This window comes from Bradyrhizobium sp. USDA 4473 (assembly GCF_054063335.1).
In genome coordinates, this window is sequence record NZ_JBSSGE010000001.1 from 814,022 (window position 1) to 838,078 (window position 24,057).

The 24,057-nt window shown below is 65.2% G+C and carries 19 protein-coding genes and 1 pseudogene; 10 read left to right on the plus strand and 10 right to left on the minus strand.

The annotated features are described in order from the left end of the window. Nucleotides 1–36: 36 nt before the first annotated feature. The 4 genes and pseudogenes from ACVW17_RS03835 (at nucleotide 37) to ACVW17_RS03850 (ending at nucleotide 9,538) form a co-directional block, all read left to right on the plus strand. On the plus strand, nucleotides 37–3,246 hold the full coding sequence (locus ACVW17_RS03835) for an efflux RND transporter permease subunit (RefSeq protein WP_456750715.1): 3,210 nt from the start codon (nucleotides 37–39) through the stop codon (nucleotides 3,244–3,246). Nucleotides 3,247–3,381: 135 nt separating this feature from the next. Beyond that, nucleotides 3,382–4,447 (plus strand): annotated as a pseudogene (locus tag ACVW17_RS03840) (MBL fold metallo-hydrolase). A gap of 181 nt (nucleotides 4,448–4,628) precedes the next feature. Next, nucleotides 4,629–5,858, plus strand: a complete 1,230-nt coding sequence (gene hemA / locus ACVW17_RS03845) for a 5-aminolevulinate synthase (protein WP_456750717.1) — start codon at nucleotides 4,629–4,631, stop codon at nucleotides 5,856–5,858. 170 nt (nucleotides 5,859–6,028) lie between these two features. Continuing rightward, nucleotides 6,029–9,538: a PAS domain-containing hybrid sensor histidine kinase/response regulator gene (locus ACVW17_RS03850; RefSeq protein WP_456750718.1), complete on the plus strand. Its 3,510-nt coding sequence runs from the start codon at nucleotides 6,029–6,031 to the stop codon at nucleotides 9,536–9,538. A gap of 162 nt (nucleotides 9,539–9,700) precedes the next feature. Here the strand turns inward: ACVW17_RS03850 and ACVW17_RS03855 are convergent, their stop codons facing one another. Continuing rightward, nucleotides 9,701–10,375, minus strand: a complete 675-nt coding sequence (locus tag ACVW17_RS03855; RefSeq protein ID WP_212021572.1) for a response regulator — start codon at nucleotides 10,373–10,375, stop codon at nucleotides 9,701–9,703. Between the two features lie 314 nt (nucleotides 10,376–10,689). Here ACVW17_RS03855 and ACVW17_RS03860 point away from each other — a divergent pair, with 314 nt between their 5' ends. After that, nucleotides 10,690–12,354, plus strand: a complete 1,665-nt coding sequence (locus ACVW17_RS03860) for an MFS transporter (protein ID WP_456750719.1) — start codon at nucleotides 10,690–10,692, stop codon at nucleotides 12,352–12,354. A 79-nt stretch (nucleotides 12,355–12,433) separates the two neighbouring features. Here ACVW17_RS03860 and ACVW17_RS03865 read toward each other — a convergent pair whose 3' ends face one another. The 3 genes from ACVW17_RS03865 to ACVW17_RS03875 all read right to left on the minus strand — a co-directional run bounded on the left by ACVW17_RS03865 (nucleotide 12,434) and on the right by ACVW17_RS03875 (nucleotide 14,223). Beyond that, complete coding sequence (locus ACVW17_RS03865) at nucleotides 12,434–12,907, minus strand: secondary thiamine-phosphate synthase enzyme YjbQ (RefSeq protein ID WP_456750720.1); 474 nt, start codon at nucleotides 12,905–12,907, stop codon at nucleotides 12,434–12,436. 152 nt (nucleotides 12,908–13,059) lie between these two features. After that, the gene (locus ACVW17_RS03870; protein ID WP_456750721.1) at nucleotides 13,060–13,569 is read right to left on the minus strand and encodes a hypothetical protein; all 510 of its coding nucleotides are present in this window, start codon (nucleotides 13,567–13,569) and stop codon (nucleotides 13,060–13,062) included. 30 nt (nucleotides 13,570–13,599) lie between these two features. Continuing rightward, nucleotides 13,600–14,223: a DsbA family protein gene (locus tag ACVW17_RS03875; RefSeq protein WP_456750722.1), complete on the minus strand. Its 624-nt coding sequence runs from the start codon at nucleotides 14,221–14,223 to the stop codon at nucleotides 13,600–13,602. A 274-nt stretch (nucleotides 14,224–14,497) separates the two neighbouring features. On the opposite strand from ACVW17_RS03875, the gene ACVW17_RS03880 reads away from it, so the two are divergent. The 5 genes from ACVW17_RS03880 (at nucleotide 14,498) to ACVW17_RS03900 (ending at nucleotide 17,124) form a co-directional block, all read left to right on the plus strand. Continuing rightward, complete coding sequence (locus ACVW17_RS03880; protein WP_212021558.1) at nucleotides 14,498–14,869, plus strand: AtpZ/AtpI family protein; 372 nt, start codon at nucleotides 14,498–14,500, stop codon at nucleotides 14,867–14,869. Between the two features lie 71 nt (nucleotides 14,870–14,940). Continuing rightward, nucleotides 14,941–15,690, plus strand: a complete 750-nt coding sequence (locus ACVW17_RS03885; protein ID WP_456750723.1) for a F0F1 ATP synthase subunit A — start codon at nucleotides 14,941–14,943, stop codon at nucleotides 15,688–15,690. 55 nt (nucleotides 15,691–15,745) lie between these two features. Then, nucleotides 15,746–15,976, plus strand: coding sequence for a F0F1 ATP synthase subunit C (locus ACVW17_RS03890; RefSeq protein WP_016847054.1), 231 nt, complete (start codon nucleotides 15,746–15,748; stop codon nucleotides 15,974–15,976). Between the two features lie 91 nt (nucleotides 15,977–16,067). After that, nucleotides 16,068–16,634, plus strand: coding sequence for a F0F1 ATP synthase subunit B (locus tag ACVW17_RS03895; RefSeq protein ID WP_456750724.1), 567 nt, complete (start codon nucleotides 16,068–16,070; stop codon nucleotides 16,632–16,634). Nucleotides 16,635–16,638: 4 nt separating this feature from the next. Next, on the plus strand, nucleotides 16,639–17,124 hold the full coding sequence (locus ACVW17_RS03900) for a F0F1 ATP synthase subunit B family protein (protein ID WP_456750725.1): 486 nt from the start codon (nucleotides 16,639–16,641) through the stop codon (nucleotides 17,122–17,124). A gap of 73 nt (nucleotides 17,125–17,197) precedes the next feature. Here ACVW17_RS03900 and ACVW17_RS03905 read toward each other — a convergent pair whose 3' ends face one another. From ACVW17_RS03905 to ACVW17_RS03930, 6 genes are all read right to left on the minus strand, one after another. Further along, nucleotides 17,198–17,851, minus strand: a complete 654-nt coding sequence (locus ACVW17_RS03905; RefSeq protein ID WP_456750726.1) for a hypothetical protein — start codon at nucleotides 17,849–17,851, stop codon at nucleotides 17,198–17,200. A gap of 117 nt (nucleotides 17,852–17,968) precedes the next feature. Next, entirely contained in the window at nucleotides 17,969–18,556 is a 588-nt protein-coding gene (locus tag ACVW17_RS03910; RefSeq protein ID WP_029079870.1) for a GNAT family N-acetyltransferase, read from the minus strand. A gap of 188 nt (nucleotides 18,557–18,744) precedes the next feature. After that, nucleotides 18,745–20,034: a M16 family metallopeptidase gene (locus ACVW17_RS03915; protein WP_456750727.1), complete on the minus strand. Its 1,290-nt coding sequence runs from the start codon at nucleotides 20,032–20,034 to the stop codon at nucleotides 18,745–18,747. Next, nucleotides 20,035–21,450, minus strand: a complete 1,416-nt coding sequence (gene thrC, locus ACVW17_RS03920; RefSeq protein WP_456750728.1) for a threonine synthase — start codon at nucleotides 21,448–21,450, stop codon at nucleotides 20,035–20,037. A 1,149-nt stretch (nucleotides 21,451–22,599) separates the two neighbouring features. After that, nucleotides 22,600–23,226 (minus strand): glutathione S-transferase family protein, encoded by a 627-nt coding sequence (locus tag ACVW17_RS03925; RefSeq protein ID WP_456750729.1) that lies wholly within the window; start codon nucleotides 23,224–23,226, stop codon nucleotides 22,600–22,602. A gap of 156 nt (nucleotides 23,227–23,382) precedes the next feature. Next, complete coding sequence (locus ACVW17_RS03930; protein ID WP_456750730.1) at nucleotides 23,383–23,976, minus strand: GNAT family N-acetyltransferase; 594 nt, start codon at nucleotides 23,974–23,976, stop codon at nucleotides 23,383–23,385. Nucleotides 23,977–24,057 lie beyond the last annotated feature (81 nt).

The window sequence follows — 24,057 nt, forward strand, 5'->3', positions numbered from 1 at the left end:
ATCCAGGCGTCGCTTTCCTGACTTCCGGAGCTTCAAATGAGCCACAGCTTCATTGACCGGCCGATCTTCGCCACGGTCCTCAGCGTGTTCGTGACGCTGATCGGTCTCGGCGCGCTCGCGATCCTGCCGATCGCGCAGTACCCCGAGATCGTGCCGCCCACCGTTCAGATCACCACAAGCTATCCCGGCGCCTCCGCCGAGGTGGTCTCGCGCACCGTTGCGACGCCGCTCGAGCAGGAGATCAACGGCGTCGAGAACATGCTCTATATGAACAGTCAGGCGACCGGTGACGGCAAGCTCACTATAACGGTCACGTTCCGGATCGGCACCGATCTCAACGTCGCGCAGATGCTGACGCAGAACCGCGTGCAGGATGCCCTGCCGCGGCTTCCGGAGGACGTGCAGCGGCTCGGCGTGCAGGTCAGGAAGGCGACCCCGAACATCCTGCTGGCCGTGCACCTCTATTCGCCGGATTCTTCACGCGACCTGCTCTACATCTCGAACTACGCGACATTGCATGTGAAGGATGCGCTGGCGCGGTTGCCGGGCGTCGGCGACGTGACGATGCAGGGCGGCCGCGAGTACGCCATGCGCATCTGGCTCGATCCGGACAAGGTCGCGGCCCACAATCTGAACGCAAGCGAGGTGCTGGCCGCGCTGCGCGCCCAGAACATCCAGGTCTCGGCCGGAATCCTGAATCAGCCACCGGTCGCCTCGAAGCAGGCCTATCAGCTCAACGTGCAGACGCTCGGACGTCTCTCGACGCCGGAGCAGTTCGCCTCCATCGTGCTGAAGTCGGATAGCGAGGGTCGCGTGACGCGGTTGCGCGACGTCGGGCGGGTCGAGATCGGCGCCTCCGACTACGGCTCGACCGCCTTCATGGACCGGCAACCCGGCTTGCCGCTCCTGATCTTCGCCCAGCCAGGCGCCAATTCGCTGGCCGTCGACAAGGAAGTGCTCGAGGCGATGCAGAAGCTCGGCAAGGAATTCCCGCCGGGCGTCGAATACAAGATCATCTATGACCCGACCATCTTCGTCGGCAAATCCGTCGACGAGGTGATCAAGACGATCTTCGTTGCGATCCTGCTCGTGGTCGGCGTGGTGTTCCTGTTCCTGCAAAGCTGGCGCGCCGCGATCATTCCGGTGATCGCGATCCCGGTCTCTCTGGTGGGAACGTTCAGCTTTCTGTATCTGCTCGGCATCTCGCTGAACAATCTTTCGCTGTTCGGACTTGTGCTCGCGGTAGGCATCGTGGTCGACGACGCCATCGTGGTGGTGGAAAATGTCGAGCGCAATCTCGAGCGTGGCATGACCCCGGTCGAGGCCGCTCACGTCACCATGACGGAAGTCGGGGGCGCCTTGATCTCGATCGCCCTGACGCTGTGTGCCGTGTTCGTTCCGTCAGCGTTCCTGTCGGGGATCACAGGTCAGTTCTTCCGCCAGTTCGCCGTGACGATCGCGGCGTCCACGCTGATATCCTGCTTCGTGTCGCTGACCTTGAGCCCGGCGCTCTGCGCGGTGCTGTTCAAGGCGCATGAGCCCGGCCGCAAGGCGCGGGGCTCGTGGATCGCCCGGCTGCTGCAGGCAGGGTTTGCCCGCTTCAATGTCGGCTTCGAATGGCTTTCGACCAGCTATGGACGCCTGACGCGCCGGCTGGTGCAGATCACGGGGGTCGTGCTTGTGATCTATGCGGCGCTGATCGGCCTTGCCGGCTTTCAGTTCGCACGGGCGCCGACCGGCTTCATTCCCGAACAGGACCAGGGCTATCTGATCACGGTGTTGCAGCTGCCGCCCGGCGCGACGCTCGACCGGACCGAAGCGGTCGTGAAGAAAGCGATCGAGATCATCATGTCGACGCCGGGCGTGGAGCACGTTGCGCCGTTTGCGGGTCTCGATGCCACGACCTTCACGATCGCCTCCAACGCCGGAACGATCTTCTCGGGCCTGCCGTCGCTTTACAACCATGAGGTCGACGGCGTGACCGCGGCCAGCGTGCTCGCCGATTTGCGCAAGCGGCTGTCGGTGATCCAGGAGGCCTACGTGCTGACGATCCCGCCGCCGCCGGTGCAGGGCATCGGCAATGCCGGCGGCTTCAAGATGATGCTGCAGGATCGTGCCGGGCTCGGCTCGGAGGCACTCGCCAAGGCGGCGCAGACGCTGGTCGCCGCCGCCAACAAGGATCCGAGCTTCGCTGGGGTCTTCACCCTGTTCGGCACCCGCGCGCCGTCGGTCTATGCCGATATCGACCGCGAGCGCGCCGAGAAGGTCGGTCTGACGCCGACCGATGTATTCAGCACCCTGCAGGTCTATCTCGGCTCGCAATATGTCAACGACTTCAACTATCTGGGCCGAACCTACCAGGTGATCGCGCAGGCCGATGGCTCGTTCCGGCAGGACCCGCAGGACGTCGCGCGGCTGAAGGCCCGCAACTCTTCGGGCGAGATGGTGCCGATCGGCACCGTGGCGCGGATGAAATCCGAGAACATGGCTTATCGCGTGCCGCGCTATGACCTGTTCCCGGCGGCCGAGGTGATGGGCGTCGCGGCGCCGGGCGTGGCGACCGGCAGCGCGCTGCATCGGATGGAGGAGTTGGCCCATGAGGTTCTGCCGCCCGGCATCGGCTTCGAATGGACCGAGCTTGCCTTTCAACAGCAGCTGCCGGGAACATCATCGCTGCTGGTGTTCGGCGCCGCCGCTTTGTTCGTGTTCCTGGTGCTCGCCGCCCAGTATGAAAGCTGGAATCTGCCGCTTGCGGTGGTGATGATCGTGCCGATGTGTCTGCTCGCCTCCGTGACGGGCCTGCTGTGGCGCGGCATGCCGATCGACGTGCTGGCCCAGATCGGCTTTGTCGTGCTGGTTGGTCTGGCAGCCAAGAACGCGATCCTGATCGTGGAGTTCGCGCGCCAGACCGAGGAGACCGGTGCGAGCCCGGCTGAAGCTGCAGTCACGGCGGCACGCACAAGGTTGCGGCCGATCCTGATGACGTCGCTCGCCTTCATCTTCGGCGTCGCGCCGCTCGTGGTCGCAACCGGCGCCGGCGCGGAGATGCGCCAGTCGCTCGGCACCGCGGTGTTCGCCGGAATGCTCGGCGTGACCGCGTTCGGCCTGCTGTTTACCCCAGCGTTTTACACCGTGGTCCGCAAGTTCGGGCGCAAGCCGCAGCGCGTGGCAACGCACGAAGGCACATCTTCGGGTGGTGTGAGCGGACACAGCCGTCCCGTGGGGAGCGTGCATCCAGCCGAATGACCCTGTCGCAAGCGTGCGGCGGAGCGACCGGCCCAATCCGGGCTGCGGAATTCGGGTGCCGTTCGAGCCCATTCTCCGGACGACTATCTGATTTTTCGGCTGGCGCGGCGGGCCATGTGCCGCTAAGCCGGTAGCATGCATACGAAGACCGACAGCCTTCCCTCCTCCGCGGAGGCACTGCGATACCCCTGGGAAAACCATCCCGGCCACGACCAGGTCGTGGAGGTGGCGCCCGGCGTGCTGTGGGCGCGGACTGAAGCTGCCGTTCCGCCTCAACCATGTGAACATCTACCTGCTCGCCGACGGCGACGGCTGGACCATGGTGGATGCCGGTTTCGGCAACGAGGAATCGATCGCGGCCTGGACCACGCTGTTCGAGGGACCGCTGCAGCACGTCAAGGTCAAGCGGCTGATCGTGACGCATTCGCATCCCGACCATGTCGGTCTCGCCGGCTGGATCACCGAGCGGTTCGACTGCCCGCTGTTCATGTCGCAGGTGGAATATCTGCAATCGGTCTATCACCAGAACCGCGGCACCGAGGAGCGGCGCAACGCGCAGCGGCTGTTCTTCCGCCGCCACGGCATGGACGAGGACCTCACCGAGAAGCTGCTCGGCCGCGGCCAGGATTACCTGAAGCGCGTCTCGGTGCTGCCGCCGTCCTATCACCGCCTCACCCATGGCGACGAGGTCGTGATCGGCACGCGGCGCTTCAAGGTGATCACCGGCGGCGGCCACGCGCTCGACCAGGTGATGCTGTATTGCGCGGCCGACAAATTGTTCCTGTCCGCCGACCAGGTGTTGAGCAAGATCTCGCCCAATGTCAGCGTCTGGGCGGTCGAGCCCGAGCAGAACTCGCTCGGCGAGTATCTGGCTTCGCTGGCGAGCCTGACCACCACGCTGCCCTATGACGTGATGGTGCTGCCGGGCCATGGCGTGCCGTTCTACGGGCTGAAGACCCGGATCAAGCAGCTCGCCGACCACCATGAGGAGCGCTGCCGGCTGATCGCCGAGGCCTGCCGCGAGGTGCCGCAGACCTCCAAGGAACTGGTGCCTGTGGTGTTCCACAAGCACGTGCTGGACGAGCACCAGATGGGCTTCGCCGCCGGCGAGCTGGTCGCCCATGTCAACTACATGCTGGTCGAGGGCCGCCTGACGGCCGCGATGCACGCCGACGGCATGCTGCGCTTCAGGACGACCTGAGCCCGCCGGGCGATCATACCCCGGGCTATTTGTCCGGAATCAAGCGGGATGGACGGCCGCTAGGGCAATTTGCCCAACTGCGACGCATGTCGAGATGTGGGCCAGTGCATGGACATTAGAGCTGGAAAAGCTCTAAGAAGAGGCAGTCGTTCCGGTCAGGTTCCGCTTTCTGGGTTTGCCGATGGATTACAGCCAGTTTTTCAACACCGCCCTCAACCGCCTGCATGACGAGCGGCGCTACCGGGTGTTCGCCGACCTCGAACGGATCGCGGGACGCTTCCCGCACGCGACATGGCATTCGCCGAACGGCAGCCGCAACGTCGTGATCTGGTGCTCCAACGACTATCTCGGCATGGGCCAGCACCCCAAGGTGGTCGGCGCCATGGTCGAGACCGCGACCCGGGTCGGCACCGGCGCCGGCGGCACCCGCAACATCGCGGGCACCCATCATCCGCTGGTGCAGCTCGAAGCCGAGCTCGCCGACCTCCACGGCAAGGAGGCCTCGCTGCTGTTCACCTCGGGCTATGTCTCGAACCAGACCGGCATCTCGACGCTCGCCAAGCTGATCCCGAACTGCCTGATCCTGTCGGACGCGCTGAACCACAATTCGATGATCGAAGGCGTGCGCCAGGCCGGCTGCGACCGCCAGATCTTCCGCCACAACGACATTGCACATCTCGAAGAGCTCCTGATCGCCGCCGGTCCCGACCGGCCGAAGCTGATCGTCTGCGAGAGCCTCTATTCGATGGACGGCGACGTCGCGCCGCTCGGCAAGATCTGCGATCTGGCCGAAAAATACGGCGCCATGACCTATGTCGACGAGGTGCATGCGGTCGGCATGTACGGCCCGCGCGGCGGCGGCATCGCCGAGCGCGACGGCGTGATGCACCGGATCGATATCCTCGAAGGCACGCTGGCCAAGGCGTTCGGCTGCCTCGGCGGCTACATCGCGGGCAAGGCCGCGGTGATCGATGCCGTGCGCTCCTATGCGCCGGGCTTCATCTTCACGACCGCGCTGCCGCCGGCGATCTGCTCGGCCGCGACCGCTGCGATCCGCCACCTCAAGACCTCGAGCTGGGAGCGCGAGCGCCACCAGGACCGCGCCGCCCGCACCAAGGCGATCCTGACCGCGGCCGGGCTGCCCGTGATGTCGAGCGACACCCATATCGTGCCGCTGTTCGTCGGCGATCCCGAGAAGTGCAAGCGCGCCTCCGACCTGCTGCTCGAGGACCACGGCATCTACATCCAGCCGATCAATTATCCGACCGTCGCCAAGGGCAGCGAGCGGCTGCGCATCACGCCCTCGCCCTACCATGACGACGGCCTGATCGACGCGCTGGCGGAAGCCCTGCTCCAGGTCTGGGACCGGCTCGGCCTGCCGCTGCACCAGAAGCCGCTGGCCGCCGAGTAACCTTATCGGTTTTCCGCCCCCGAATTCGGGCCGGCCGTGCATCGCGCGGCCGGCCCTTTGCGTTATAATCCTGATCCCGGGCCGCTTTGTTTGAGCATGATCTTTTCGGAAAACCGCTTCACACTTTTCCGGATCATGCCCTGGAGGCCGGGAACAGGAGATGAGCAGCGATGCTGCACGATTGGGGCGTGATCGCCACGGCGTTCGCCTACATCGGATTGTTGTTCTTCATTGCCAGCCGCGGCGACCGGACGCCGCCGGACGCGCGCGGCCGCGCCAGCCACTGGATCTATCCGCTGTCGCTGGCGATCTACTGCACCTCCTGGACCTTCTTCGGCTCGGTCGGCTTCGCCACCCGCACCAGCATCGACTTCCTGGCGATCTATGTCGGCCCGATCGTGATGGTCGGGCTGTGCACCCCGCTGCTGCGCCGCGTGATCGCCCTCGCCAAGTCGCAGAACATCACCTCGATCGCCGACTTCATCGCCGCGCGCTACGGCAAGAGCCAGGCGGTCGCGGCCACCGTGGCGCTGATCGCGATCATCGGCTCGGTGCCCTACATCGCGCTGCAGCTGAAGGCGATGGCTTCGTCGCTGGAGACCATCCTGAGCGAGGACCAGGCGTTCTCGAAAATCCCTGTGATCGGCGACATCGCGCTGATGGTGACGCTGGCGATGGCGGTGTTCGCGGTGCTGTTCGGCACCCGCCACACCGACGCCACCGAGCACCAGCACGGCCTGATCCTGGCGATCGCCGCCGAATCCATCGTCAAGCTGGTCGCCTTCATCGCCGCCGGCGCCTTCGTCACCTTCTGGATGTTCTCCCCGGTCGAGCTCTATGAGCGCGCCCTGAAAACGCCGGAGGCGGTGCGCGCGATCGAATATGTGCCGTCGATCGGCAATTTCCTGATCATGACGCTGCTGTCGTTCTGCGCGATCATGCTGCTGCCGCGCCAGTTCCATGTCAGCGTGGTGGAAAACTCGACGCCCGCCGAGGTCACCCGCGCGCGCTGGCTGTTCCCGCTCTACCTCGTCGTGATCAATATCTTCGTGATTCCGATCGCGATCGCGGGCCTCGTGATCTTCCCGTTCGGCGCTGTCGACGCCGACATGTTCGTGCTGGCGCTGCCGATCGAGGGCAATTCGCAACTGCTCAGCCTTGCGGTGTTCGTGGGCGGCCTGTCGGCGGCGACCGCGATGGTGATCGTCGAATGCGTCGCGCTGTCGATCATGGTCTCCAACGACATCGTGCTGCCGCTGGTGCTGCCGCGCAGCGACGACGCCCGCGCCGGCCAGAAGGATTTTGCCGATTTCCTGCTGAAGGCGCGCCGCTTCTCGATCTTCGCCATCATGGTGCTGGCGTATTTCTATTACCGCGCGCTCGGCAATACCCAGCTGGTCGCGATCGGCCTGCTGTCGTTTGCCGCGATCACCCAGCTCGCGCCGGCCTTCTTCGGCGGCCTGTTCTGGCGCAGGGCCACCGCACGCGGCGCCATGGCGGGCATGCTGGTCGGCTTTGCGACGTGGCTCTACACGCTGTTCATCCCGAGCTTCCTGGAAAACTCCACCGCCGGCCTGATGCTGCTGCAACACGGGCCGTTCGGAATCGAGGCGCTGCGGCCGCAGGCGCTGTTCGGTGCCGACCTGCCGCCGCTGCTGCACGGCGTGCTGTGGAGCCTTGCGCTCAACGTCCTCACCTATGTGCTGTTCTCGCTGGCCCGCGCGCCGTCCGCGATCGAGCTGTTGCAGGCCGACGTGTTCGTGCCCAACGCGCTGGCCCCGATCGCGCCGAGCTTCCGGCGCTGGCGCACCACGGTGACGGTGCAGGACATCCAGAGCACGGTGACGCAATATCTCGGCCCCGACCGCACCCGCGAGGCGTTCGCCGCGTTCGCCGCCGACCGTAACATCGTGCTGCAGACCGCAGCACCGGCCGATTTCGAGCTGCTGCAGCACGCCGAGCGACTGATCGCCTCCTCGATCGGCGCCGCCTCCTCGCGTCTCGTGATGTCGCTGTTGCTGCAACGGCGGACGGTATCGGCCAAGGCCGCGCTGAAGCTGCTCGACGATTCCCACGCCGCGCTGCATTTCAACCGCGAGATCCTGCAGACCGCGCTCAACCATGTGCGCCAGGGCATCGCGGTGTTCGACGCCGATCTGCAGCTGATCTGTTCCAACCGCCAGTTCTCCGAACTGCTGGCGCTGCCGTCGCATCTTGTGCAGCTCGGCATCCCCTTGCCCGAGATCCTCGAATATATGGGCGCGATCAGCCCGCCGGCGGCCGGCGACGGCGAAAGCCTGCTGCAACTGCGGCTGCGTGCCTACACCACCGAGGGCGAGCCCTATCTGGAGCGCTTCACCGACCGCCATCTGGTGATCGAGGTGCGCGCCAACCGGATGCCGGGCGGCGGCCTCGTCATCACCTTCTCCGACGTCACGCCGAGCTTCGAGGCCGCGGAGGCGCTGGAGCGCGCCAACGCGACGCTGGAAAAGCGGGTGCGCGACCGCACCGAGGAGCTGACGCGGCTGAACTCGGAGCTCGCGCTCGCCAAGGGCATCGCGGAAGATGCCAACGCCTCCAAGACGCGGTTCCTGGCGGCGGCCAGCCACGACATCCTGCAGCCGCTGAACGCGGCGCGGCTCTATGTCACGAGCCTGGTCGAGCGCCAGAACGGCGGCGAGGATTCGCGGCTGGTCGAGAACATCGACGACTCGCTCGAGGCGATCGAGGACATCCTGGGCGCGCTGCTCGACATCTCCAGGCTCGATGCCGGTGCCATGACGCCGGCGATCACGAGCTTCCGGATGGCGGACCTGATGCGCTCGCTGGAGATCGAGTTCATGCCGATCGCCCGCGACAAGGGCCTCGACCTGCGCTTCGTCGCCTGCTCGCTGCCGGTCGAATCCGACCGCTCGCTGCTGCGCCGGCTGTTGCAGAACTTCATCTCCAACGCGATCAAATATACCCCGCGCGGCCGCGTGCTGATCGGCTGCCGCCGCCGCGGCGACACGCTGCAGATCAGCATCTACGATACCGGTGTCGGCATCCCCGTGCAGAAGCGCGGCGAGATCTTCAAGGAGTTCCACCGCCTTGAGCAGGGTGCCCGGATCGCCCGCGGCCTCGGCCTTGGATTGTCGATCGTCGAGCGGCTGGCGCGCGTGCTCAACCACCGCATCGCGATCTCGGCCAATGTCAGCGGCGGCTCGGCGTTCTCGGTCACCGTGCCGGCCGCGACCGCAGTCAACCACACCGCAGCCGTCACCAGCGCCACCCCGCTGGCGAAGACGCCGATGAGCGGCTCGCTGATCGTCTGCATCGAAAACGACCCCGCCATTCTCGACGGCATGAAGACGCTGCTGACGGCGTGGGATGCCGAGGTGATCGCGGTGCTCGATGCCGACGGCGCGATCAGCGCGATCGAGGCCGCCGGCAGCCGCGTCACCGGCGTGCTGGTCGACTATCACCTCGACCGCGGCAACGGCGTCGCCGCGATCCGCGAGATCCGCCGCCGCTTCGGCGACGGCATCCCGGCGATCCTGATCACCGCCGACCGCAGCCCGGCCGTGCGCGCCGCAGCGCGCGAGGAAAACATCGCGGTGCTGAACAAGCCGGTGAAGCCGGCCTCGCTGCGCGCCCTGCTCGGACAGTGGCGGACGCAGCAGATGGTGGCGGCGGAATAGCGGCGAAGGTGCGCGATCCAAGTCAAACCACGCATTCCGTCATCCTGACGTGCGAGCAGAGCGAGCCTCGAAGGATGAATCGGCCCGGCTGGTGGCCGTCGACCCTTCGAGACGCGCGCAAGAGCGCGCTCCTCAGGTGACGGAGTTAGGCCCGGCGGAACGCTAGCTCGACGGCGTGCCCTGGCGCCACTGGCCGCCGGCGATCTTGGCGGCGGCGATCACGGCTTGCGTCCGGCTTTCGACGCCGAGCTTCTGCAGGATGGCCGAAACGTGGGCCTTGATGGTCGCCTCGGAGACGCCGAGCTCATAGGCGATCTGCTTGTTGAGCAGCCCCTCCGACAGCATCATCAGGACCCGCACCTGCTGCGGGGTCAGCGTCACCAGGCGATCGCGCAGCCGCGTCATGTCGGGATCGCCGGCCGCCGAGAGGTCGGTGTCGGGTGGAACCCAGACGTCGCCCTCCATCACCTTCATGATGGCATCGCGCAGCGTCTCGACACCGAACCGCTTGGGGATGAAGCCGGAGGCGCCGAAATCAAGCGAGCGGCGGATGGTTCCGGCATCGTCGCTGGCGGAGACGATGACCACCGGGATCGCCGGATATTGCGCCCGCAGATAGATCAGACCGGAAAAGCCGCTGATCCCGGGCATCGAGAGATCGAGCAGGATCAGATCGACCTCGGAGTCCCGTTCCAGCAGCGCAGTCAGATCCTCGAACGATCCGGCCTCGCTGATAGTGGCCGAACTCACGACGCTTCCCACTGCCTGACGCAACGCATCGCGGAACAGCGGATGGTCGTCGGCGATGACAAGATGAGTATTGGCAGCAGCAGTCATCTCAGTCCCACTAGCGGATCTCGGCAGATCCGCGCCGTTTGGTTGTGACCCGCGCGCCAGTATCACGCAAGTGCTTGATAATACCAGATGCCAACGCAGTTAACCCGCCGAACTTGTGCGCTGCAACAGATGCGCGTGGGTGCGTTCCACTCAGTTCTCCCCTTGAAGATAAGTTCGAGCGTGCAAAAGCCAAAAGTCTTATTGGGGCGGGTTTCGCTGCGATGTTACTTTGAAAGGAAGCGTCAGGCTCATTCGGGCCTGGTCAGCCAAGCGGGGGCTCGCATGGCAGCAATAATTCGGGGGGAGCTATCCAGATGTCCACAATGACTGCAACTTCGGCGCGGCCCGCCGGCATGACCAAGGATGAGCGTTTCGTCATCCTGGCGTCGTCGCTCGGCACCGTGTTCGAGTGGTACGACTTCTATCTCTACGGTTCGCTGGCTGGCATCATCGGCGCGCAGTTCTTCTCCGACTATCCGCCGGCAACCCGCGATATCTTCGCGCTGCTGGCGTTCGCCGCGGGCTTCCTGGTGCGCCCGTTCGGCGCGATCGTGTTCGGCCGGGTCGGCGACATCGTCGGCCGCAAATACACCTTCCTCGTCACGATCCTGATCATGGGCCTGTCGACCTTCATCGTCGGCCTGCTGCCCAACGCCAAGACCATCGGCATCGCGGCGCCGATCATCCTGATCTCGCTCCGCCTATTGCAGGGTCTCGCGCTCGGCGGCGAATATGGCGGTGCCGCGACCTATGTCGCCGAGCATGCGCCGCAGGGCAAGCGGGGCTACTACACCTCGTTCATCCAGACCACGGCAACCCTCGGCCTGTTCCTGTCGCTGCTGGTGATCCTGTTTACCCGCACCTTCACCGGCGAGAAGGATTTCGCCGAGTGGGGCTGGCGCATCCCGTTCCTGGTGTCGGTGCTACTGCTCGGCATCTCGGTCTGGATCCGTTTGCGGCTGAACGAATCGCCGGTGTTCCAGCGCATGAAGGAGGAGGGCAAGACCTCCAAGGCTCCGCTCACCGAAGCCTTCGGTAACTGGGCCAACGCCAAGATCGTGATCCTCGCGCTGCTCGGCCTCACCATGGGCCAAGCGGTGATCTGGTACACCGGACAGTTCTACGCGCTGTTCTTTTTGCAATCGATCCTGAAGGTCGACGGTTACACCGCCAACCTCCTGATCGCCTGGGCGCTGCTGCTTGGCACCGGCTTCTTCCTGGTGTTCGGCGCGCTGTCGGACAAGATCGGCCGCAAGCCGATCATCCTGGCGGGCTGCCTGATCGGCGCACTGACCTTGTTCCCGATCTTCAAGATGATCACGACCAACGCCAATCCGGCGCTGGAAAAGGCCTATGAGACGGTCAAGGTGCAGGTCGTTGCGGATCCCGCCGGCTGCGGCGATCTGTTCAACCCGGTCGGCACCCGCGTCTTCTCGGCGCCGTGCGACACCGCCCGCGCCTTCCTTGCCCAGTCGTCGGTGAAGTACTCCACCGTGCCTGGCCCGGCCGGCGCGCCGGTGAAGGTCATGGTCAACGATAAGGAGGTGCCGTACACGGACGCCAAGACGTCGAACCCCGCGATCACCGCGGCGGTGCAGGCGGCGGGCTATCCGAAGGCGGGTGACGCCGGCATCGTGAAGATGTCGAACCCGTTCGACGTGTTCCGTCCGCAAGTGGCTGCGATCATCGGACTGCTGTTCATCCTGGTGCTCTACGTCACCATGGTCTACGGCCCGATCGCCGCCATGCTGGTCGAGCTGTTCCCGACCCGTATCCGCTACACCTCGATGTCGCTGCCCTATCATATCGGCAACGGCTGGTTCGGCGGCCTGCTCCCGGCGACCGCGTTCGCGATCACCGCCTCGACCGGCGATATCTACTCCGGTCTCTGGTATCCGATCATCTTCGCGGCAATCACCGTCGTGGTCGGCGCGCTGTTCATTCCGGAAACCAAGGACGTCGACATCACCAGGACCTGACCGTCGACATCTCGGTCAACATGCATCGGCCGCGGAGCGATCCGCGGCCGATGTCGTCTTAAGCGGCGACGCGAACGCGTCAGCGCGTGGCGCCGATGAATTGCAGCACGATCTCGCGGCGGTGCGGCCGGGCGCGATGCTCGATCAGGTAGATGCCCTGCCAGGTGCCGAGCGCCATCTCGCCGTCGAGCACCGGGACCTGAAGCGAGGTCGCCGTCAGCATGGTCTTGATATGTGCCGGCATGTCGTCGGGGCCTTCGGTGTCGTGACGCCAGCCGCCGTTCGCGGGCGCGGCGCGATCGAGCGCCGTCATCAGGTCGACCAGCACCGTCGGATCGGCATTCTCCTGGATCGTCAGCGAGGCCGAGGTATGACGGATGAACAGCGTCACCGCCCCCTCGCCGGCGCGCACCTCGCGCAGGAATTTTGCGACCTCGCGCGTGATGTCGATGAAGCCGCTGCCCTGCGTTTCGACCGTCAGGCGCGACGAGACGATGCTGGTTGCGGCGACGGAGGACGGCGCCGAGCGGACCATTTTTCTCGGTGAGTTCATCTGTACTTTCTCAGCACGTCGTCCCGGCGAAGGCCAGGAGCCATACGCCGCGGCATTTCAGTTAGGAAGATTTGGAGTTACCAACTTAGCCACCCAACTCCCAGCGGTGGTTATGGGTCCCACCAGGCCGGGATGACAGCGATGGCGCCGCCTCAAATCTTGCCGCCGTTGACGTCGCGCTGCACACGGTTGGCCATCTCGATCAGCCGCCGCCAGGCCCGCTCCAGGAACGACATCATGCGATCCATGTCGCGGTCGCTCGGCAGCGGGATTTCGATCTTGCGCTCGCCCTCGGCGATTTTCGGCTCCGGCTTCTTCAGCTGATCCGATTTCGGCAATGCCTCGTCGGTCTTGGCCGACGGTGCGCGCGCGGCGAGTTCGCCCTTCAATTTGTCATTGTCGGCTTGCAGGCGCCCGATCTCGGCATCCAGCGCGGCGCGCTCGTCCGGCACCATGTAACAGGCCCAGCCGGCGCTGGAATTGGTGCAGGTCGACACCGCGCCGGTGCGCGTATCGAGCCGCAGGAATCCGTCGCCGGCCGGAGATAACGCGTAGCGGCCGTTCTCGGTATCGGGCGCGGTTTGCGCGGAGACCGCAGCGCTCGAGATCAGCACCGCAGCAATTGCGATCGACAATCTCGACGGCGACATCGCGATGGGCATGGCTTGCTCCGCCTCAACCTGATCCCGCCCCTATTGCCCAGAGCTATAGGGCTTGCGGCCTGACTTCAACGCGTCCTCGAGCAATTCGATCCGGTCCTGGCCCCAGAAGACCTCGCCGTCCAGCACATATCCTGGCGAACCGAACACGTCGGCTTCCAATGCATCCTGCCGATTCTGCTCATAGGCCGCGCTGATCGCATCGGAGCCCGAGCGCTCCACCAGCTGCTTGCCCGGTAGGCCCGCATCGTCGGCGAGCCTCACCAGCGTCGCTGGATCGGCAAGGTTGAGCTGAAGCTCCCACACCGCGGGATAGGCGCGTTGCAAGAACGGCTCAGGATCAAGCCCGGCTTCGAGCAGCGCGATCACGACGCCATCAGCGAGGCGTCCGTTGAACGGCCAGTTGGCCGGCTGGAGATGGAAATTGAGGCCGCGCTTGACGCGCCAGCGCTGCAACTCGATCATCCGGTAGCGCTGCCGCACCGGGTGACGCTTGGCGAGCGGCAGTCCACCGGTCTCCGAGAACAGATCGACCAGCAGCACGGGCCGGTAATTTACCTTGAGATCGTAAGTGCTTACGAGCCGCACAAAGGGCTGGTGGCCGATATAGGCCCAGGGCGATTGCAGCGAGAAGTAGTAGTCGATCTGGCGCGGCATGCGGAACCTTGACTGCACGAGAGGTGGGACTTTCGCCGATCCCAGCAGAGCGCGGGAAGCCAGGCAATATCGCTCGATGCCACGCCAGCTGTTGCACTGCGATCACTGCGTCACTCTGACCTTGAATATCTTCAAATAAGATCAGCAGAATCAAAGCAATAACTGGTTACGACGCAATCTTGACTTGATTAGACGCGGTAAGTATGGTCCGCGCGGCTTTTGACGGGGACGGGCGCAATTTCCATCATCCGCGGCATCGGTTAGTGTTCGCAGCATGGCTGAGAACACCAACCACGGCGCAGGTGGAAGTCGCGATCAATCGCCTCCTGACGAAGCTGCGCTTTCCGCAAGGCTCGGAAGTCTCGATCATCGGTTGTCAGAAATTCGCGACAGCCGCAGGAGCAAGACTGATCAATCCGATAATGAAAGCGGGGACAGTGCGGCCAGAGCTTCGGCGATGGCGCTCGGTTTTCGTCTTTCCTCGGAGCTGATCGCGGGCGTTGCCGTCGGAGCGGCGCTTGGCTGGGGGGTCGACCGTTTGCTGTCGACATCGCCATTCGGATTCATCGTGTTAACGCTGCTCGGCTTCGTCGCCGGCGTGGTCAACGTGGTGAGGTCCGCGGGCGTGGCCTCGGGCAAGCGCTGAGCGCTGGCGGAAGTCACGACATTTGAAATTCGATAACCGGCAGGACGGCCGGTGGACCAAGAGCCGCGCGGATGAAAATCGACCCGATCCATCAGTTCAATATCGAGCCCCTCTTCACGCTCGGCCACATCGGCAATCACACGATCGCCTTCACCAATTCGTCGCTCTACATGTTCATCGCGGTGCTCCTGATTGCGCTGCTGATGCTGGCGAGCGGCCGGGACCTGGTTCCGGGACGGCTGCAGTCGGTCGCCGAAATCTCCTACGAATTCGTCGCCACCACGATTCGCAGCACGGCCGGCGCGGAAGGCATGAAGTTCTTCCCGCTGATCTTCTCGCTGTTCATGTTCCTGTGCGTCTCGAACCTCGTCGGCGTGATCCCCTACACCTTCACGATCGCGAGCCACCTGATCGTCACCGCGGCGCTGGCGCTGTTGGTGTTCTTCACGGTCCTGATCTACGGCGTCTACAAGAACGGCCTGAAATTCTTCAGCATCTTCGTCCCCCACGGCGTTCCGATCTACATCCTGCCGCTGGTCATGTTCATCGAGATCCTGTCGTTCTTCCTGCGGCCGGTCTCGCACAGCGTTCGTCTGTTCGCCAACATGCTGGCCGGCCACATCGCGCTCAAGGTGTTCGCGGGCTTCGTCGCGATGCTCGGCTTCTCGCTGGGCGCGCTCGGCTGGGTCGGCGGCGTGCTGCCGCTGGCGCTCACGATCGCACTGTACGCCCTCGAACTGCTGGTCGCGTTCCTGCAGGCTTACGTGTTCGCGATCCTGACCTGCATCTACCTCAACGACGCCATTCATCCGGGACACTAAGCGGTCCGGGGAATCTCCACCCACCAATCCGTCTATCTTTCTCAAGGAGCTACAAATGGAACCGGCAGCAGCAAAACTTATCGGCGCGGGCATCGCGTGCATCGGCATGGGCGGTGCAGGCGTCGGCGTGGGCATCATCTTCGGCAACTACCTCGCCGCTGCGGTGCGCAACCCCTCGGCCGCTCAGGGCCAGTTCGGCAACCTGATCTTCGGCTTCGCCGTGACCGAAGCGCTCGGCATCTTCTCGCTGCTGATCGCGCTGCTCCTGCTGTTCGTTCCGCTCTGAGCGGCACCCCGGTTCCGCTTCAGCGGTAACCTGTCGCGCCGCCCGAAGGTCATACCAAGGGCGGCGCGCATGACAGCAACAGGAGAACACCATGGCTGAGAGTCATGGCGAGGCAAAAGGCCCGGCAGCCGGCGCCCACACCGAGGCCGAAGGCGGACATCACGGCGGAGCCTTTCCGCCGTTCGATTCGTCCAATTTCGCCTCGCAGCTGGTGTCGCTGGCGATTGCATTTGTCGCGCTCTATCTGATCGTGTCGCGTATCGCACTGCCGCGCGTCGGCGGGACGATCGATGCACGCCAGAACAAGATCGAGGGCGATCTGGCCGAGGCGCAGAAGCTGAAGGACGAGTCCGACGCGGCGCTGAAGGCCTATGAAACCGAGCTGGCGAATGCGCGCTCCAACGCGCAGGCGATCGGCAACGAGACCCGCGAGAAGCTGAACGCGGCCTCGGAAGCCGAGCGCAAGGCGCTGGAAGAGAAGCTGGCGGCCAAGCTCGCCGACGCCGAGAAGCAGATCGCAACGACCCGGACCAACGCCATGGCGAACGTCCGCGGCATCGCGGCGGATGCGGCCGGCGCCATCGTCCAGCAACTTGCCGGCGTCACGCCGGACGCCAACGCGGTCAACAGCGCCGTCGACGCGTCGCTGAAGGGATAGACGGATGTTTTACGAACCGGAAACCTGGGTTGCGATCGCTTTCGTCGTTCTGCTGGTCGTGTTCGGCTATCTCGGCGTCCATCGCACCCTGCTGACGGCGCTCGACCACCGTGCCGAGCGCATCAAGGCCGAACTGGAGGACGCCCGCCGTCTGAAGGACGAGGCCGCCAAGCTGCTCGGCGAGTACAAGGCGCGCCGCGCCAGCGCGGAGCGCGAGGCCCAGGAGATCATCTCCAGCGCCAAGGCCGAAGCCGAGCGGATCGCGGCCGAGGCCAAGACCAAGATGGAAGATTTTGTCGCCCGGCGGACCAAGACCGCCGAGAGCAAGATCGCCCAGGCCGAGGCCCAGGCCGTGGCCGATGTCCGCACCGCCGCCGCCAACGCCGCCGTGACCGCCGCCTCGACCATCCTGTCGCAGTCGGTCAAGGGCTCGGTTGCCGACGACCTCGTCGGCAAGGGCATCGCCGAAGTCCGCTCCAAGCTGAACTGACGCGATCTCAACTGCTTCCGAATAAGGCCGGCGCGAGCTGATCGCGCCGGCCTTTTTTCTTTGTTCCAGGACGCTACTTCTTCTTGTGCGGGGCGGCGCGAGGCTTCGGCTCCGGCTTCAGGGCCTGCGGGTCGAAGCCGATATAGAAGATGTAATTGTCGTTGTCGGCCGGCGACGGCGCGGGATAGACCACATCCTCGGCGACCAGGCTGAACGGCACGCTGCCGCTGTCGTCCATCTGCACCGTTGTGGTGTAGGCCTTGGTCATGATGGTCTTCTCGCCGACGCCGCCCTGCACCACGGCGACGCGGAGCGGCACCTGGATCGACGGCGGCGCGCCCTGGGGGCCGACGATGATCCGCCCCTGGATGCCGATCTTGGCCGTGATCTGGCCGCTGTTCAGATTGCATTGCCGCGCCGTGCGGGTGATCGAGGCCAGGAACTTGACGTCGTTGCCGACCGCCTCCTTGCCGTTCGCGGCCACCGAATAGGTCGAGGCCCCGGAGCGGATCTGCACCGGCGGACAGGTCAGCTCGGCATCGGCGTCGTTGAGCTGCTGCGGCGCGGCGGGCGCGGCCGGCTTGTCCTGGTCCGACGAGCCGCCGCCGAACAGGCTCTTGAAGCGGTCGCTGAGCGACTGCGCGGACGCCGCCGACGGCAGCAAGGAGACCCCGAGCCCGATCGATACCGCCGCCGCGAGCGCGAACCTGATCACCCTGTCACCCATGCGATATCCCTGCATTCTCCAAATCCGGGTTCCCCGTTTCGCGGGCGTTATAGCAAGCCAATGGCGGCGAACCCAAGGCGTCCAACAAGGCACCGCCTTCAGCCAATGGGCTTATGATTAGCCGCGGAAATCCTCGTGCAGCAGGCCGAACAGCAGATGGTCCTGCCAGATGCCGTTGATGCAGAGATAGCGCCGCGCCAGGCCCTCGCGGGTGAAGCCGCACTTCTCCAGCACCCGGATCGACGAGGCGTTGGACGGGATGCAGGCCGCCTCGATGCGGTGCAGATTGAGCTCGCCGAACAGCGAGGGCAGCAGCACCCGCAGCGCGGTCGTCATGTAGCCGCGATGGGCGTGCGGCAGGCCGACCCAATAGCCGATCGTGCCGGCCTGCACGATGCCGCGGCGGACATTGGCGAGCGTGATGCCGCCGATCATCACCCCGTCCGATTCGCGGAAGATGATGAACGGATAGGAGCGGTCGGCGGCGATATCCTCGGTGTAACGCCGCAAGCGGCGGCGGAAGCCGGCGCGGGTCAGGTCGTCGGACGGCCAGATCGGCTCCCATGGCGTCAGATAGGCGCGGCTGAATTCGCGCAATTGCGCCCATTGCGGGAAGTCCGACATTTGCGGCGCGCGCAGCAACAGCCCGTGACCGCGCGGCATCAATGCAGCGGGTCCACTGGACGGCAAACGAAACAGGGCCATGGCCCAACACTCCCCCGCTCACGTCCCCCTCGCCCCGCCCTTGCGGGGAGAGGGTCGGGGTGAGGGGCTGCTTCCACGAGCGAGCCGATTGTCGGGGACCTGTACCCCCTCACCCGGATTGCACCGGACGATGCTTCGCATCGCCGAGAACAATCCGACCTCTCCCCGCAGGCGGGGAGAGGTAACTTCTAATGCAGCAGCGTCTTTGCCTTCGACTTCGTCAATCCTTCCGCAAAAGCCACCGCCGTGTCCAGACCTCTTCCGCTGCCGAGGGCGACAACGGCGGGCCGGCTGCGCGCCAGCAGGGCGCGGGCGGCGTTGCGGCTGGATTCGACGCTGACCGCATCGATCCTCGCCACCAGCTCTTCCACCGTCTGCGGCCGTCCATAGGCTAGCACATGCCGCGCCAATTGTTCGGCCCGGGATGAACAGCTTTCCAGCGCCATCAACAGCCCGGCCTTCATCTGCGCCTTGGCGCGGGCGACCTCGGCCTCGGTCAGGGTTTCGACCGCGTCATTGATGACGTCGACGATGACTTCCATCATTTCCGGCGCGTCGGCCGGATCGGTGCCGGTGTAGAGGCCGAAGAAGCCGGTGTCGGTGTAGGGGGCGTGGAAGGTGTAGATCGAGTAGCACAGCCCGCGCTTCTCGCGCACCTCCTGGAACAGCCGCGACGACATCCCGCCGCCGAGCGCGTTGGTGAACACCTGCAGCGAGAACAGCGACAGATCGGTCTGCGGCACGCCTTCGAGCGCCAGCGTCAGATGCGCCTGCTCGAGATCGCGATGCACCACGCGCGAACCGCCCTTGCCGAACATCGCGACCTGCGGCTTCGGCGCCGGCGTGGCGTCGAAGCTGGAAAACTTCTGCACGACGTCCTCGACAACGCGCTCGTGATCGACCGCGCCGGCGGCCGCGACCACCATGTCGGGGGCGCGGTAATGCGTCGACAGATAGCCGCGCAGCATGTCGCGGTCGAACGCCTTCAGCGTCTTGGCGGTGCCGAGCAGTGAGCGGCCCATCGGCTGGTCCGGATAGCAGAGCTCGTTGAGATGCTCGAACACGACGTCGTCGGGCGTATCCTGCGCCGCGCCGATCTCCTGCACGATCACGCTCTTCTCGCGCTCGAGCTCATCCGGCACGAAGGACGGATTGGCGAGGATGTCGGAGAGCACGTCGAGCGCCAGCGGCACGTCGGCCTTCATCACCCGCGCATAATAGGCCGTGGTCTCGGTCGAGGTGCCGGCATTGAGGTCGCCGCCGACCGCCTCGATCTCCTCGACGATCTCGCGCGAGGAGCGCCGCGCGGTGCCCTTGAACGCCATGTGTTCGAGCAGATGCGAGATGCCGTGCTCGTTCGGCTTCTCGTCGCGGCCGCCGACGCCGGCCCAGACCCCAAGCGCCGCGGTCTCCAGATGCGGCATGGTGTCGGTGACGACGGTCAGGCCGCTCGGCAGCTTGGTGATGTCAACGCTCATTCAGGCAACTCCCTGCTTGGCAGCACGGCTGACCGACAGCACGAAGCGCTCGACCTCGGCGGAATCATTCTTCATGACCGTGATGTGTTCGGACTTGCTCATCAGGCCGCCGAGCCAGGCCGGCAGCTGCGGACGCACCCCGCAGGCCGCCTCGACCGCGTCGGGGAATTTGGCCGCATGCGCGGTCGACAGCACGATGTTCGGGATCTTGGAGTCCGAGGTGTCGCGGTCGGCGACCGCGAGTGCCACCGCGGTGTGCGGATCGACGAGATCGCCGGCCTCGCGCCAGGCGGCGCGGATCGCGGCCGCGGTCTCGGTCTCGTCGGCGCGGCCGGCGTCGAAATCGCGGCGCACCGCGGCGAGCGTCGCATCGGGCAGCACGAAGCGGCCGGACTGCTTCAGCGAGGCCATCAGGCGGCGGACCTGGTCGGCGTCGCGACCAGACGCCTCGAACAGCAGCCGCTCGAAATTCGAGGACACCTGGATGTCCATCGACGGCGACGCCGTGGCGTGTACCTCGCGCACCTCGTAATTGCCCGTCTTCAGCGTGCGCGGCAGGATGTCGTTGACGTTGGCGGCGATGCGCAAGCACCGGATCGGCAGCCCCATCCGCTTCGCCACATAGCCGGCGAAGATGTCGCCGAAATTGCCGGTCGGCACCGTGAAGTCGACCGTGCGCTGCGGCGCACCGAGCGCGACCGCCGAGGTGAAGTAGTAAACCACCTGCGCCACGATGCGCGCCCAGTTGATCGAGTTGACGCCCGACAGCGCCACCTGGTCGCGGAAGCGATGGTTGTTGAACATCTCCTTCACCAGCGCCTGGCAATCGTCGAACGTGCCCTCGATCGCGAGCGCATGGACGTTGGCAGCACCCGTCGTCGTCATCATGCGACGCTGCACCTCGGAGATGCGGCCGTTCGGGAACAGCACGACGAGGTCGACATTGTCGAGATTGGCAAACGCCTCGACCGCGGCGCCGCCGGTGTCGCCCGAGGTCGCGACCACGATGGTGGTACGCTGCGCGCGCTTGGCCAGCACGTGATCCATCAGCCGCGAGATCAGCTGCATCGCGACGTCCTTGAACGCCAGCGTGGGCCCGTGGAACAGCTCGAGCAGGAACTGGTTCGGCCCGGCCTGGTCGAGCGGCACCACCGCGGGATGGCGGAAGGTGGCATAGGCCTCGTTGGCCATGCGGCCGAGCTCGGCGTCGGAAATCTCGCCGGCGGCGAACGGGCGGATGATCTCGACCGCGACCTCCCAATAGGGACGGCCGAACAAGCCGGCGATGGTCTCGTGCGACAGAAGCGGCCAGGTCTCGGGCACGTAAAGCCCGCCGTCGCGGGCAAGCCCGGTCAGCATCACATCGCAGAAGCCAAGCACCGGGGCCTCACCCCTGGTCGAAATATACCGCGTCAAATCGCCCTCCAAAGGCTTCGATCTAAGCCTTAAGCCTTTGATATCATGGATTTATCGAGTTCGCCGCATGCGAACCGGATCAGCGCACCATAGAAGATCGGGCCGGCAATGGGTAGCCCACAGCGCGCGTTGCGAGGTCGCGTGAGTGCGGCACAAGCACCGCCGTCGCCTGGCGGAAAGCCAGGACCCATAACCACCGCATTCGGTGATGAACGGGACCGCGGCCCCAGCGTCGTGCAACAATTGGGATTCGGGGTAATGGGTTTCGCCAGGACGACGACGAGAATGGGTTTCGATTCACTTGCCACACTGTCGGTGTCGTCACCCGCGAAAGCGGGTGATCCAGTATTCCAGAGGCAGTAATGCTTGAGCCGAGAAGCCGCGGCGTACTGGATCGCCCGGTCCCGTCTACGCCAAGGCTTCGACGAGGCAAGCAGTCCGTGGCGCGCCGAAGCTTTAGCGGAGGCGGCGAGCCGGGCGATGACAGCTTGGGTGAGGACGCAGTTTCGCGTTCTCGCGACATGAATTGTCCGAGTCTTGCTCTTCGTTTCCGCCCTCTCCGTTGGTGAGGGCGCAGGGAAAGCCGGGTGCCGATCGCACCCATGGGCCCCGTGCAATAGGTAGAAAGCACGGGGGTAGGACCACAGGTGTAACCGGAGCAATCCGGCTTTCCCTGCGCGATGGCTTACGGCTTATACGTGCTCTCCCCGGCGAGACTTGGCTTTGTTGTCACCGTCTTCACAACGCGCCCTGCGCAATCGGAAGAGACACCTACCGCTAGGGCGTCAGGCCTGCACGACTTCGCTGTCCGCTTCATGCGCATTCGTCGACTGCACAATCGGCGTCCACCGCATCTCGACCCGCGTTCGTGACGACCGCGAAGCGCCCCTCGTGTCGGGCGAGACGGGCTATTCATACACCGAATTGCGCTTCGGATAAAGCGAAATATTTTCAACGCCGGCACTTGACGCGTTTTGCTGAGTTGCCCGTCGGGTTGTTTTGTCGCACCTCTCTCCACTCGTCATTCCGGGGCGTGCGAAGCACGAGCCCGGAATCCATCAGGCCGCAGACTCCGCGGATGATTGGATTCCGGGCTCTCGCCTTCGGCGAGCCCCGGAATGACGAAAGCAGGGAGCTCCGCGATACGCCCTACCCCTTCGGCGGCGCCAGCGGCTGCACGATCTCCTGGAACGGCGGCAGCGCTTCGCAGCGCGCGGCGTGGGCCGTGAGCGCCGGATAGCGCGTGTCGAACAGATGTGGATGCGCTTCGCCGGTGAAGCGCAGCGCGCAGGCCACCGCGATGTCGGCGTGGCCGATCCGATCGCCCAACCAATAAGGCGACGGCACCGCCGCGCGTTCCTGCTCCAGCACCGTGAGCACGCGCGAGATCTGCCCCTCGCAGCGCTCGACCCACAGCTTGAGCTGCTCCTTGCGCAGCACGCGCTCGTAAACCAGACTCACCGCCTTGTCGGCGAGCCCGGTCGCCAGCGCCATGATGCGCAGATGCTTGCGCCGCTCGGGCCCCGAGCGCGCCAGCATCGCCTTCTCCGGCCCGACCAGCTCGTCGAGATAATCCAGGATCGCGCTGCTCTCGATCAGCGCCTCGCCGTCATCGAGCACCAGCGTCGGCACCCGCTGCACCGGATTATAGGCCGCGACCTTCTCGGCATCGCCGAAGGTCGACCACGGCTTGTGCTCGAACGGCAAGCCATAAAGCCGCAGCGCGATCGCGGTGCGGCGGACAAAGGGCGAGTCGTACTGGCCGATCAGGAACATCTGTCATCTCGTCCGTCATGCCGCGGCAGGCCACTGCGCTCGAAAGCAGGGCTTTCAAGGTGTGGCGGCCAAGCCGGGTCAAAGGTTGCGCTTTGCACCATCGTAGATGGCTTGCGCCGCATTGCAACCGGATCATGAGCCGGTCTGCGTGACAAGCTATCCAATCACCGGCACGTGCCCTGCCGCATCGCGCGGCAATTTGCCGTCGAGCCTCGGATCATCCGCCACCTCGATCTGCCGCAGGAACGGGCGGAAGCCGGAGCGCTGGTAGAACGCGATCGCCGAGGGATGATCGAAGGTGCAGGTGTGCACCCAGAAGCGGCCGATGTCGCGCGACCAGGCGATCTCCTGCGCGCGGTTCATCAGGAAGCGCGCGGCGCCGGTGCCGATGAATTTCGCGGTGACGCCGAAATAGAGCAGCTGGCATTCGCCGGCCACGCTGAAATCGAGCTCGAGCAGGCCTTCGTCCTCGCCATCGACCACGAGCCCGTAGAGCTCGATGCCGGGCCCGTGGATCCGCGAGGCGAGATCGGCGTCGTCGAGCCCGGTGCGGGTGAACCACAGCCACTGCTCGCCGACGCGACGGTAGAGATCGCGATACCAATCGAGCGCAGGCGGCTTGACCTTGCGCAGGCGCCACGCGCCGGGCGGATCGTCGCGCCGCGGCGGGCGCGCGGTCATTTCCAGATGTGTGACGACGGCGGCGATCTTGACGGGAGGGATGTCGGAGTAACCGTCGGGCAGCAGCATTGAGGACCTTTGTTTCTGCGTGTCGGCCGGAGATATTCGCATGTCGCGGCAGATGCAATGCAACGCCGCGTAACAATGTTA

Bases quoted from the DNA above. Each gene is read 5' to 3' on its own strand.
- ACVW17_RS03875 (WP_456750722.1), bottom strand. From the start codon at position 14,223: ATGCCGCGCCAGATCGACTACTACTTCTCGCTGCAATCGCCCTGGGCC.
- ACVW17_RS03890 (WP_016847054.1), top strand. From the start codon at position 15,746: ATGGAACCGGCAGCAGCAAAACTTATCGGCGCGGGCATCGCGTGCATC.
- ACVW17_RS03850 (WP_456750718.1), top strand. From the start codon at position 6,029: ATGCTGCACGATTGGGGCGTGATCGCCACGGCGTTCGCCTACATCGGA.
- ACVW17_RS03910 (WP_029079870.1), bottom strand. From the start codon at position 18,556: ATGGCCCTGTTTCGTTTGCCGTCCAGTGGACCCGCTGCATTGATGCCG.
- ACVW17_RS03860 (WP_456750719.1), top strand. From the start codon at position 10,690: ATGTCCACAATGACTGCAACTTCGGCGCGGCCCGCCGGCATGACCAAG.
- ACVW17_RS03905 (WP_456750726.1), bottom strand. From the start codon at position 17,851: ATGGGTGACAGGGTGATCAGGTTCGCGCTCGCGGCGGCGGTATCGATC.
- ACVW17_RS03900 (WP_456750725.1), top strand. From the start codon at position 16,639: ATGTTTTACGAACCGGAAACCTGGGTTGCGATCGCTTTCGTCGTTCTG.
- ACVW17_RS03855 (WP_212021572.1), bottom strand. From the start codon at position 10,375: ATGACTGCTGCTGCCAATACTCATCTTGTCATCGCCGACGACCATCCG.
- ACVW17_RS03915 (WP_456750727.1), bottom strand. From the start codon at position 20,034: ATGAGCGTTGACATCACCAAGCTGCCGAGCGGCCTGACCGTCGTCACC.
- ACVW17_RS03880 (WP_212021558.1), top strand. From the start codon at position 14,498: ATGGCTGAGAACACCAACCACGGCGCAGGTGGAAGTCGCGATCAATCG.
- ACVW17_RS03885 (WP_456750723.1), top strand. From the start codon at position 14,941: ATGAAAATCGACCCGATCCATCAGTTCAATATCGAGCCCCTCTTCACG.
- ACVW17_RS03870 (WP_456750721.1), bottom strand. From the start codon at position 13,569: ATGCCCATCGCGATGTCGCCGTCGAGATTGTCGATCGCAATTGCTGCG.
- ACVW17_RS03895 (WP_456750724.1), top strand. From the start codon at position 16,068: ATGGCTGAGAGTCATGGCGAGGCAAAAGGCCCGGCAGCCGGCGCCCAC.
- ACVW17_RS03835 (WP_456750715.1), top strand. From the start codon at position 37: ATGAGCCACAGCTTCATTGACCGGCCGATCTTCGCCACGGTCCTCAGC.
- ACVW17_RS03865 (WP_456750720.1), bottom strand. From the start codon at position 12,907: ATGAACTCACCGAGAAAAATGGTCCGCTCGGCGCCGTCCTCCGTCGCC.
- ACVW17_RS03930 (WP_456750730.1), bottom strand. From the start codon at position 23,976: ATGCTGCTGCCCGACGGTTACTCCGACATCCCTCCCGTCAAGATCGCC.
- hemA (WP_456750717.1), top strand. From the start codon at position 4,629: ATGGATTACAGCCAGTTTTTCAACACCGCCCTCAACCGCCTGCATGAC.
- ACVW17_RS03925 (WP_456750729.1), bottom strand. From the start codon at position 23,226: ATGTTCCTGATCGGCCAGTACGACTCGCCCTTTGTCCGCCGCACCGCG.